Source organism: Gaetbulibacter sp. M235 (genome assembly GCF_043876835.1).
In the GTDB taxonomy this organism is placed as follows: Bacteria; Bacteroidota; Bacteroidia; order Flavobacteriales; family Flavobacteriaceae; genus Yeosuana.
In genome coordinates, this window is record NZ_JBAWJZ010000009.1 from 25,416 (window position 1) to 37,078 (window position 11,663).

The following is an 11,663-nucleotide window of genomic DNA, read 5'->3' on the forward strand; positions in this document are numbered from 1 at the left end:
ATAAAATTTAAAACCCAAAGTATTTTACTTTGGGTTTTGTTATTTAACAACCTTACATTACACTAACCATCAACTATAATATGAAGGCCATTAAATTTTTTTTATATAAAACCTCCGCCACCAGATTTTTCGTTATTATCTCTGTTTTTACGCTGTAAGGCTCTATATTTTCCACCACCAAATTTATAAGACAATCCAATGTTCCAACTATTACTTTCCCAATGGAACTCTCCTTTAGAAGGGAAAGGTCTATCTCCATCAAACTTAAACCTCATTGTATTAAATATGTCATTATAGTTAAAACTAAATGTAGCTCTGTCATCTTCTAAGAAGCTATAGCGTAAACCGGTGTTTACCATAAACATGGGTTTTCTATTCATTTGCAATCCATTTTCTTTACCTCTATACATAGTGAATAATGATAGGTTTAGTTTTTTTGTAGCCTTAAAGGTATTGTTAACTCTAAAATTCCAAATCACATTATCAGTTTCAATAGTAGATACTAAAATATCTTCGGCTGTAGCAGTTTCAATTGGTGCGTTTAAAATCTCAGTGATTCCTTTCTGCTTTTTAGAGTACAAATCAAAACTTGCATTGAAGTTCCACCAACTTGTTGGCTTATAATTAGAGCTTAATTCCATGCCAAAAGCTGTAGTGTTATCAAAATTGTCATAGCTTAAAATGGTCTTGTTTAAATCAATTCGGTCAATAAATAAAGCTCTATTAATATTATCTTCTATTATTCTGTAGAATACACCAGCAGTAATGCTTCCTTTTTCTAATTTTCTTGTATAATTTATTTCAAAAGAATTTGTGAATTGAGGTTTCAATTCTGTATTTCCAAAAGAAGATATTAATGGTGTGCTCCATTCTCTAATAGGGTTAACTTGCTCTAAACCTGGTCTGTCTACACGACGGCTAAAACTTGCTTGGTATGAGTTTTTCTCACTTGATGAATAAGTTATAAACGCTGATGGATATATTTGAAAATAATCATTTTTAAACGGCGTTGCTTCTGTAGAATTTTCAAAGGTTTTAATAGCTTTAGCATCTTCTTTAACAGTTTCTGCTCTTGCTCCTAATTGAAGTGTCCATTTTTCAAATGATTTGCTGTAGGTAGCGTAAGCAGAATATATATCTCTTTTATAGGTAAAGTCAGTACTTGGTGTAGGTATAAATTCATCACCATTATTTTCTATGTCATCTTGATTTTCGTTAACAGATAACCCTGTAGAATTATAGTCAATATTTGTTTCAAATAACCTAGCTTCTAAACCAGCTTCTAATTTTGCTTTTTCTGAAAGTGGATTTACATAATCAATATTTGCTACTGTTTGATCTCTTTTTGTTTTTACATAATCCATGTAGTTTGGTGGAAATGTTAAATTATAGAAACTAAAATCTGAAATTTCATTATCGTGAAATTTATTATAGTCAAATTCAACGTCTAATTTCTCACCTTCTTTTGCAAATTTATGGTTGAAAACACCGTTGTATTGAGATGATAAATTGTCGTTAGCATTATTGAAAAGTTGAAGTTGCAAAGGTTGGTTTAAATATTGAATTGCTGCAGAACCATTAGCTTTTCCATCATATTTATTTTGATTTGTAAAAAATGAGAACGTGTTGTTATCATTCATGTAAAAATCTAAACCTGCCTTATATAAATGAGATTTATTATTGTTATCAAAATTAAATAATTGTAATGAGTTATCATCTAAACGTTCAACTTGACCATAATTGTTAGATTTACCAATGTTGTTGCCATAGTTTCCATAAAGATTAAATTTTCCATTTCTGTAGTTCAAATCAATAGAACTGTTAAAACGAGCATTAATATCTTCAGTTAGACCTAAGTTTAAATTACCATTAAAACCAATATTAGTATTCTTGTGTAAAATAATATTGATGATTCCACTCATGCCTTCTGGATTATATTTAGCTGAAGGATTTGTAATTAACTCAATGCTTTTAATAGATGTTGAAGGAATTTGTTTTAACAATTGGGCAACAGGTACATTTGATAATTTACCATCAACCATAACACGCACATTTTCATTGCCACGTAAACTTATATTTCCGGTTTGTTGATCAATGCTTACAGATGGAATATTATTCATAATATCTGAAGCAGTTGATCCAGCTGTTGTTAAATCTTTACCTACTGTAATAACTTTTCTATCAACTTTTTGTTGAATGGTAGAAACTTCGGCAACAACAGTTACTTCGTCTAATTTGGCTGCCTCTTCTTCAAGTAAAATCTCGCCTAAATTAATTTCGTAAGATTTGTTTCCAACATCAATAGTTTTTGTTACGGTTTTATAACCGATATATTGAATGGTTACAATGGCTTTTCCTTCGGGTATTTTAGAAATATTAAAGGTTCCATCGTCTAACGATATCCCTCCGGTAAGGGTTTCATTCGCTTCATTTTTAATTATAACATTTACATATGGTAGAGGCTCATTTAGAGAAGCATCTAAAATTTTACCAGAAACTGAACCAGTTCTAGGTTCATTGTTTAAAGGTTGAGCGTTTGTTAGGGCACAAAAAAATATTGTGCACAAGAGTACAAGTTTTTTCATTTTTTGATTGATTGTTTATTTATTTTTATAATCGAACTGATGAGGTTCTTATATAGAGACGACAGAATTTAAATGATGTTACTTTTTTTTTATTCATTAACATATTTTTAACAAAAAAATGAAAAACAAAACTCTAGTAATTGGAGCTTCTTTAAAACAAGAAAGATATTCTTATTTAGCTGTAAATAAACTTGTAAGTCATGGTTTTGAAGTTGTTGCATTAGGTTTAAAAACAGGAGTAGTCGCAGGGATTGCTATTGATACGGAATTGAAACTTTATGAAAATGTGCATACGGTTACTTTATATATAAATCCTTCAGTACAAAAAATGTATTATGATTACATTTTAGATTTAAAGCCACAACGGGTTATTTTTAATCCAGGAACAGAAAACCCTGAATTATATAAAATTTTAGAAGAAAACAATATTTTATATGAAGTTGCCTGTACTTTAGTTTTGCTTTCTACTAATCAATATTAATCCTAAAAAGCTTAAAAAACCATTTAAGATTAAAACAAAGAATCCAAAATCAAAGCCAAACCATTTGATGCTATTTATACTGATAAAATAGGATAAAATTGGGGATAGAATAGCCACTATTGGAACAAATTTATCTTTAATTTTTAATTTAGTAAACAATCCAAAAGTATAAAGACCAAGTAAAGGGCCATAAGTATAACCAGCAAAAACAAATAGTTTTGAGATAATACTTTCGTCTTTAATGAGATATTTAAAAGATATAATAACCAATATTAAAACAATTGATATTGCAATGTGAATGTTCTTTCTAATAGCTATTTGTTTTGTGGGATTGTATTTTTTTTCAATATCAAAAATATCTATGCTGAACGAGGTTGTAAGCGATGTTAACGCGCTATCTGCACTACTATATGCGGCTGCAATTAATCCAATAATAAAAAACGAAAGTACACCAATACCTAAGTGGTTTTTTGCCAATATTGGAAATAAATCATCTTTATGGGCATCAATACCGTGTTTTTGGGCATAAACTGTTAACAGTAATCCTAAACTTAAAAACACAAAGTTTACAATAGTCAATACAATAGTAAACCAAAACATGTTTTTTTGAGCATCTTTCAATGACTTGCAAGTGAGGTTTTTTTGCATGTTATCTTGGTCTAAACCAGTCATAACAATGGCTATAAAAGCTCCCGAAATAAATTGTTTCCAAAAATAATTACCTAATTTATAATCATCAAAAAAGAATGTTTTTGATAAGTCATTATCTAAAATAAATCCTAATAAATTTTCACTATTTAACCCTAATTCATCACTAACAATATAAATAGTAACACCTAAAGCTATTAGCATGAATAGAGTTTGAAAAATATCTGTCCAAATAACCGTTTTTATTCCAGATCTAAATGTATAGAGCCAAATGAGTAATACCGTAATTGTTACAGTTTGCCAAAACTGAATTCCAATGTCATTAAAGATTATTATTTGTAAAACGTTGGCAACTAAATATAACCTAAAACTAGCTATAACAATTCTAGAAATTAAGAAAAAGGAAGCGCCAGTTTTATAAGAATTCACGCCAAAGCGTTCCTCTAAATAGGTGTAAATAGAAGTTAAATTGAGTTTGTAATATAATGGTAATAAAACAGTTCCTATAACTAAATAACCAACTATATATCCTAAAACAACCTGCATATAGCTAAATTGAGAAGCTTCAACCCAACCTGGTACAGAAATAAAGGTGACTCCAGAAAGTGAAGCTCCTATCATGCCAAAAGCTACTACATACCAAGGAGCTTTTTTGTTGGCTTTAAAAAAAGTATCATTATCCTTTTTTTTACTTGTGAAATAAGATATTAAAATAAGAACACCAAAATAAGATACAATAAGTAAAATAATTTTTGTTGCAGTCATGTATTTTTATTCAACTGTCAAATTACATATTTAAAAATTCTATTTCCAAATGAGATTTAATAAATGTTTATAAAAATAAAATAATATTGAATTTAACAGTTTATTTTAAAATTGTAAATTCGCCCACATGGAATTTTCATCAAAATTATTAGAGCGCGCAGTAAATGAAATGTCACAGCTTCCAGGAATTGGAAAGCGTACAGCTTTACGTTTGGTTTTGCACATGCTAAAGCAACCTAAAGAGCAAATAGTTTCATTATCTCAGGCGTTGCAAACTATGAGAAATGATATAAAATTCTGTAAATCTTGCCATAATATTAGTGATGTAGATGTATGTGAAATTTGCTCAAATCCTAATAGAAATGAAGAAATAATTTGTGTTGTTGAAGATATTAGAGATGTAATGGCAATTGAAAATACAAGTTCATTTAAAGGATTATATCATGTGTTGGGAGGAAAAATTTCTCCAATGGATGGCATAGGTCCTCATGATTTAAATATAGAATCTCTTGTAAAAAAAGTTAAGCAAGGGCATATTAAAGAGCTTATTTTTGCGTTAAGTTCTACAATGGAAGGGGACACCACTAATTTTTATATTTTCAAACAAATTCAAGATTTCAATGTTATTACATCAACCATTGCCAGAGGAATTTCTGTTGGTGATGAACTAGAATATGCAGATGAAATTACGTTAGGAAGAAGTATTTTAAACCGAATTCCCTTTGAACCCACCTTAAAACTATAATCTCTCTCCCTTGAAACTCTCTGTTATTATCTTAAACTATAATGTGCGATACTTTTTAGAACTGTGTTTGAAAAGTGTACAACAGGCAATTCAAACTATTGACTCCGAAATTATTGTAGTAGACAATAACTCAGAAGATGATAGTTGTCAAATGGTTAAAGAATTGTTTCCCGAAGTAATTCTAATTGAGAACAAAGAAAATTTTGGGTTTTCAAAAGGGAATAACATAGGTATTGCAAAAGCTAAAGGTGAATACATTTGTATTTTAAATCCAGACACCGTTATACCAGAAGACATTTTTGTAAGACTTTTAAGTTTTTCTTCAAGTAAGGATAGCTTGGGAATTGTTGGATGCAAATTGATTAATGGTAGAGGTGAGTACTTGCAAGAAAGTAAACGCAATATACCTTATGTAAAAGTTGCTGTAAAAAAATTAATGGGAAATGCTAAAGAGTATTATGCTTCTCATTTAGAGGAAAAACAAATAGAAAAAGTATCTGTTTTAGTAGGAGCTTTTATGTTTATGAAACTTAAAGTCTTTGATGCAGTTGGTGGATTTGATGAAGATTATTTTATGTATGGTGAAGATATAGATTTATCATATAAGGTTTTAAAAGCAGGCTATCACAATTATTATTTCGGCGATTTAGCAATGATTCATTACAAAGGCGAAAGTACTTTGAGGGACAAGCTTTATGCAAAGCGTTTTTATGGAGCCATGCAAATTTTTTATAAAAAACATTTTAAGAGAAATGCCATATTTAATTTATTGGTTTGGGTTGGAATTAGAATGGTTTATCTATTTAGGAAGATTCCAGTGATTCAAAGAAAAAAAGTAGAAAGATTCATTTTTATTTCTAACAGAATGAACTTACCATTGCAGAATAGTTTAGCTAAAGAAGTCATTTTAAAATCAATTTTAGAAGAGAAGATTCCAAATAATACAGAAATTATATTTGATAATAATATTTTGACTTTCAAGCAAATAATTCAAATGGTTGAAGGTTTTAGTGAAAATAAGTTAGTGACTTTTAAGATATTACCTAAAAATTCTAATTTTGTTATAGGTAGTGATGATGCGATTAGTAGAGGAGAAATTTTAAATTTCCACTAGTTTTAATTGTAAATAGTTTAACGAAACTGATGATTTTTCATTAATTTTGCAAACAAAAATTAAAAACAGAGTATTACGTTATTGATATGGCAAGATTTGAACTTAAGTTACCAAAAATGGGAGAAAGTGTTGCAGAGGCAACAATCACAAGTTGGTTAAAAGAAGTAGGCGATACTATAGAACTTGATGAAGCAGTTCTTGAAATTGCTACGGATAAGGTTGATAGTGAAGTGCCAAGTGAGGTTGATGGAGTTTTGGTTGAAAAGTTTTTTAATGTGGATGATGTTGTTCAAGTAGGGCAAGTCATAGCTGTTATTGAAACTGAAGAAGAAGCTATTGTAAGTTCAAATATAGAAAGCTCTGTTAAGGAAGATTTGCATCAAGAAAATATTTCTCAAATCGAGAAAACTATAGTTTCTGCTCAAGAAACAATTGCACCAATTACTTCAAATGAAGATCGTTTTTATTCGCCATTAGTTAAAAACATTGCCAAACAAGAGGGAGTCTCACAAGCAGAGTTAGATAGTATTCAAGGCACAGGAAAAGACGGAAGAGTTACTAAAAATGATATTCTGGATTATCTTGATAACAAAGGAACAACCAAGCCTACAGAGCAACCAGTTTTTAAAGAAGCCACACAACCAGTTCAAGTTGCTGAAGTTCCTAAAGTTGAGAAAGCGCCAGTAATCCCAACAGGTGGTGATGAGATTATTGAAATGACCAGGATGGGTAAAATTATTGCACATCATATGGTTGAATCTGTTCAAACATCAGCACATGTTCAAAGTTTTATAGAGGCCGATGTTACAAAAATTTGGAATTGGAGAAATAAAGTTAAGGATGCTTTTGCAAAACGCGAAGGTGAAAGTTTAACATTCACGCCAATTTTCATGGAAGCTATAGCAAAGGCGCTTCGTGATTTTCCTATGATGAATATTTCTGTTCAAGGAGATACTATTATAAAAAAGAAAAACATCAATTTGGGGATGGCTGCATCTTTAGCTGACGGAAATTTAATTGTACCCGTTATTAAAAATGCAGACCAACTTAACCTGGTTGGAATGACCAAACAAGTAAATGATTTAGCTAATAGAGCAAGAGTCAATAAGTTAAAACCAGACGAAATTCAAGGAGGTACTTATACGGTAACTAACGTAGGTACTTTTGGTAGTATTATGGGAACACCAATAATCAATCAGCCGCAAGTTGGTATTTTAGCACTTGGAGCTATTAGAAAAGTTCCAGCAGTTATTGAAACACCTGAAGGTGATTTCATTGGAATCCGTTATAAAATGTTTTTATCACATTCTTATGACCATCGTGTTGTTAATGGTGCTCTTGGCGGGCAATTTGTAAAAGCAGTTAAGGATTATTTAGAAGCTTGGGATAGTAATAGAGAAATTTAATAATCAAAATAAACAATAGAAAAACCTAACCCTAAAACGGTTAGGTTTTTCTATTTTTGTATAAGAAGAACATAAAAATTTAAAGATAATCGTTGATGAATCTTAATCTTACCAAACCCATTTGTTTTTTTGATCTTGAAACAACGGGCGTAAATATTTCAAAAGATCGAATTGTTGAAATTTCAATTTTAAAAATATTTCCTAACGGAAACGAAGAAAGCAAAACTTGGTTAGTAAACCCAGAGATGCCCATTCCTAAAGAAGTTACGGCTATTCACGGAATTACTGATGCAGATGTTTCTGATAAACCAACTTTTAAAGAATTAGCAAAAGAAATTTATAACATGATTAAAGATTCAGATTTAGGAGGTTTTAACTCCAATAAATTTGATATTCCTTTACTTGCTGAAGAAATGTTGCGTGCCGATGTGGATTTTGATATGAAAAATCGCGTGGCTATTGATGTCCAAACAATTTTTCATAAAATGGAGCAGCGTACCTTAAGTGCCGCATATAAGTTTTATTGTAATGAAGAATTAGAAGGTGCGCATGGAGCAGAAGCTGATACAAGAGCCACTTTTGAAGTGCTAAAGGCGCAAATTGCTAAATATGATGAAATTGAAAATGATACCAAATTTTTGGCAGAATTTAGTTCACGAAAACAATTTGCAGATTTTGCAGGATTTATTGCGTTTAATAAAAATGGAGAAGAATGTTTTTCTTTCGGAAAACACAAGGGAAAATTAGTAACCGAAGTTTTAGAAACCGAACCCGGATATTTTGGATGGTTGCTTAATGCAGATTTTCCATTGTACACAAAAAAGGTTTTGACCGCTATTAAATTGAGAAACTTTAATAATAAATTTTAATAAAATTAAAGTATTAAAAAAATGAAAATTATTTGCATTGGAAGAAATTATGCAGAGCATATCAAAGAGTTGGAAAACGAAAAACCAACAGATCCTGTAATATTTTTAAAACCAGACACTTCAATTTTAGTAAAAAAACAACCCTTTTTTATTCCGGATTTTTCAAATGATGTCCATTATGAAGTAGAAATATTGGTTAGAATAAATAAGGTTGGAAAATATATTGATAAAAAATTTGCTCATAAATACTATGATGAAATAGGTTTAGGAATCGATTTCACAGCAAGAGATTTACAAAACAAATTAAAGGAAAAAGGTTTGCCTTGGGAAAAAGCAAAAGCTTTTGATGGTGCAGCTGTAATTGGCGATTGGATACCAGTTAAAGACATAAAAGATGTTAATGCCATTGAGTTTTCCTTAAAAAAGAATGATACTATTGTACAATTAGGAAATACTAGCCATATGCTTTGGAAAATTGATGAATTGATAGAATATATCTCAAAATATTTTACTTTAAAGATTGGAGATATTATCTTTACAGGAACTCCAGCTGGGGTAGGCAAAGTAATTACAAATGATAAACTTAAAGGATTTATAGAAAACAAACAGATGTTTTCAATAACAGTAAAATAATGGAACAGCACTACAAATTATATAGAGTAAAAGAATTAGCAGACAATGATCAAGATTTCATTGACGCATTAGCAGCAGCATTTTTAGAAGAAGTTCCTGAAGATGCAGAGCGATTAAAAAAAGCAGTTGCAGAAAAAGATTATTATAACGCATATCAAGCTGCTCATAAAATGAAACCAACTGTTGATTTGTTTGAGTTGGGTGTACTTGATATTTTAATTGAAGTGCAAGATTGGGGAAAATTCGAAAAACGGGATTTGGACATCACCTCTCAATTAAATACCGTTATTTCTGCTGTTGATAACGCAGTAGCAGAAATAAAATCAGACTTTAATTTATAATGCTTGCCGAGATAATCACCATTGGGGATGAACTCCTTATAGGACAAGTTGTAGATACCAATTCTGCATTTATAGCTAAGGAGCTAAATAAAATGGGAGTTTCTGTGTATCAAATTACTTCTGTTCAAGATGATAAAAATCACATTTTAACAGCTTTTAAAGAAGCAGAAAGTCGAGTTGAGATTATTATTATAACAGGTGGTTTAGGTCCTACGAAAGATGATATTACCAAAAAAACAATTGCTGAATATTTTAATGATACCTTGGTTTTAAACCAATCTGTATTAGAAAATATTGAAAATATCTGGAAACTTTACGTGAGGCAAACGCTTTTGCAAGTCAATAAAGACCAAGCTCTTGTTCCTTCTAAAGCAAAAGTTTTGATGAATCTAAATGGAACAGCGCCTGGAATGTGGATTGAAAAAGACAATAAAGTATTCATATCACTACCAGGAGTGCCATTTGAAATGAAGGCCTTAATTCAAAATGAAGTTTTGCCAAGGCTTACAAAAAAGTATCATTTGCCTTTTATTTTGCATAAAACATTGTTGGTTTATGGGTTGGGAGAAAGCACTTTAGCGGCAAAAATTGAGTCATGGGAAGATGCATTGCCTAGTTTTATTAAATTGGCTTATTTGCCAGATTTAGGAAAAGTTCGTTTACGTTTATCGGCCAAAGGGTTCGATAAAGAAAAAATTAAAACTGAAGTTCAAGTACAAATAGATAATTTGCTACCGTTAATAAAGGACAATTTTTTTGGTTATGAAGATGAAGAAGGTGCGGTTGAATCTATAATTGCAAACGAGTTAACCAAATTAGGACAAACATTAGCAGTTGCTGAAAGCTGTACTGGAGGCAAAATTGCGGAACGATTTACAATTCATGCGGGTGCATCAAATTATTTTAAAGGAAGTATAGTTAGTTATGCAACAGACTCCAAAATTAATGTTTTAGGGATTCCAAAAGATGTTATTGACTCTCATTCAGTTGTAAGTTCTCAAGTAGCAGAAGCTATGGCGAAGCGAGTTTTAGAATTATTTGATTCAGATTTTTCAGTAGCAACAACAGGAAACGCTGGGCCTACCAAAGGAGATTCTGATGCCGAAGTAGGGACTGTTTTTATAGCTATAGCTACAAAAAACGGCGTTTATTCAGAAAAATTCATGTTCGGTAATGGACGTTCAAAAGTGATAAATAAAGCTGTAAATAAAGCCTTTGAAATGCTTCTGAAAGAAATTTTTAAAAATTGATAAAAATTAGATTGTCATAAATTAAAGATTTTGTATATTTGCACCTCGTTTTTAAACAACAAAAATTTAAAGTTATAAAATAATGTCAAGAGTTTGTGAACTTACAGGAAAGAAAGCAATGGTTGGTAACAACGTGTCGCATGCATTAAATAGAACTAAACGCAAGTTCAATGCTAATTTAATTAAGAAACGTTTTTACATTCCGGAAGAAGATGGCTGGGTAACTTTAAAAGTATCAACATCTGCTTTAAAAACTATTAACAAAATAGGTATTGCTGCAGCAATTAAGGATGCAAAATCTAAAGGATTTTTAAAATAATAGCTGTATTTAATAAGTAAAAGAAATGGCAAAGAAAGGTAACAGAATACAAGTAATTTTAGAATGTACTGAGCATAAAGAATCTGGACAACCAGGAACTTCAAGATACATTACAACTAAAAACAAGAAGAATACGCCAGATAGAATGGAGATAAAGAAATTTAATCCAATCTTAAAACGTATGACAGTTCACAAAGAAATTAAATAATTAGAGATTTTCGCTTTAGTGAAAATGTCAAATAACTTATAAAGTCATGGCAAAGAAAACAGTAGCATCATTACAAACTTCATCAAAAAGATTATCAAAAGCAATAAAAATGGTAAAGTCTCCAAAAACCGGAGCATACATGTTTGTTGAAGCGATTATGGCACCAGAACTAGTAAGCGATTTCTTGAATAAGAAATAAGAATTACTTTTTATATAATATTTAAAAGCCACTTTATATAAAGTGGCTTTTGTTTTATATTTACATCAAGATATTAATGACAATTTTTCAGTATCAGCTT

At 30.5% G+C, this 11,663-nt stretch carries 13 protein-coding genes; 11 read left to right on the plus strand and 2 right to left on the minus strand.

The features are described 5' to 3' along the window. Positions 1-101: 101 nt before the first annotated feature. On the minus strand, positions 102-2,567 hold the full coding sequence (locus V8G69_RS13710; protein WP_394882612.1) for a TonB-dependent receptor domain-containing protein: 2,466 nt from the start codon (positions 2,565-2,567) through the stop codon (positions 102-104). A 136-nt stretch (positions 2,568-2,703) separates the two neighbouring features. Between V8G69_RS13710 and V8G69_RS13715 the strand changes: the two genes are divergently transcribed. Further along, positions 2,704-3,066: a CoA-binding protein gene (locus V8G69_RS13715; RefSeq protein WP_394882613.1), complete on the plus strand. Its 363-nt coding sequence runs from the start codon at positions 2,704-2,706 to the stop codon at positions 3,064-3,066. On the opposite strand, the gene V8G69_RS13720 is transcribed toward V8G69_RS13715, so the two are convergent. Next, positions 3,037-4,479, minus strand: coding sequence for a sodium:solute symporter (locus tag V8G69_RS13720; RefSeq protein WP_394882614.1), 1,443 nt, complete (start codon positions 4,477-4,479; stop codon positions 3,037-3,039). The genes V8G69_RS13715 and V8G69_RS13720 overlap by 30 nt on opposite strands. Positions 4,480-4,606: 127 nt before the next feature. Here V8G69_RS13720 and recR point away from each other — a divergent pair, with 127 nt between their 5' ends. The 10 genes from recR (at position 4,607) to V8G69_RS13770 (ending at position 11,563) form a co-directional block, all read left to right on the plus strand. Next, positions 4,607-5,224: a recombination mediator RecR gene (gene recR, locus V8G69_RS13725; protein WP_394882615.1), complete on the plus strand. Its 618-nt coding sequence runs from the start codon at positions 4,607-4,609 to the stop codon at positions 5,222-5,224. Positions 5,225-5,234: 10 nt separating this feature from the next. Next, a complete protein-coding gene (locus V8G69_RS13730; RefSeq protein ID WP_394882616.1) occupies positions 5,235-6,338 on the plus strand; it encodes a glycosyltransferase family 2 protein in 1,104 nt (367 codons plus the stop codon). Positions 6,339-6,424: 86 nt separating this feature from the next. Next, complete coding sequence (locus V8G69_RS13735) at positions 6,425-7,744, plus strand: dihydrolipoamide acetyltransferase family protein (RefSeq protein WP_394882617.1); 1,320 nt, start codon at positions 6,425-6,427, stop codon at positions 7,742-7,744. Positions 7,745-7,839: 95 nt separating this feature from the next. Further along, entirely contained in the window at positions 7,840-8,613 is a 774-nt protein-coding gene (locus tag V8G69_RS13740) for an exonuclease domain-containing protein (protein ID WP_394882619.1), read from the plus strand. A gap of 21 nt (positions 8,614-8,634) precedes the next feature. Then, entirely contained in the window at positions 8,635-9,246 is a 612-nt protein-coding gene (locus V8G69_RS13745; protein WP_394882620.1) for a fumarylacetoacetate hydrolase family protein, read from the plus strand. Then, positions 9,246-9,587 carry an Hpt domain-containing protein gene (locus tag V8G69_RS13750; RefSeq protein ID WP_394882621.1) on the plus strand — a complete coding sequence of 114 codons (342 nt, stop codon included), beginning with the start codon at positions 9,246-9,248 and terminating at the stop codon, positions 9,585-9,587. The genes V8G69_RS13745 and V8G69_RS13750 overlap by 1 nt, the downstream gene beginning before the upstream one ends. Beyond that, positions 9,587-10,837 (plus strand): competence/damage-inducible protein A, encoded by a 1,251-nt coding sequence (locus V8G69_RS13755; protein ID WP_394882622.1) that lies wholly within the window; start codon positions 9,587-9,589, stop codon positions 10,835-10,837. The genes V8G69_RS13750 and V8G69_RS13755 overlap by 1 nt, the downstream gene beginning before the upstream one ends. 82 nt (positions 10,838-10,919) lie before the next feature. After that, positions 10,920-11,156, plus strand: coding sequence for a 50S ribosomal protein L28 (gene rpmB, locus V8G69_RS13760; RefSeq protein ID WP_394882624.1), 237 nt, complete (start codon positions 10,920-10,922; stop codon positions 11,154-11,156). 25 nt (positions 11,157-11,181) lie between these two features. Continuing rightward, positions 11,182-11,364: a 50S ribosomal protein L33 gene (rpmG, locus tag V8G69_RS13765; RefSeq protein WP_007648529.1), complete on the plus strand. Its 183-nt coding sequence runs from the start codon at positions 11,182-11,184 to the stop codon at positions 11,362-11,364. A 46-nt stretch (positions 11,365-11,410) separates the two neighbouring features. Next, positions 11,411-11,563 carry a DUF4295 domain-containing protein gene (locus V8G69_RS13770; protein WP_394882626.1) on the plus strand — a complete coding sequence of 51 codons (153 nt, stop codon included), beginning with the start codon at positions 11,411-11,413 and terminating at the stop codon, positions 11,561-11,563. The last annotated feature ends 100 nt before the right edge of the window (positions 11,564-11,663 follow it).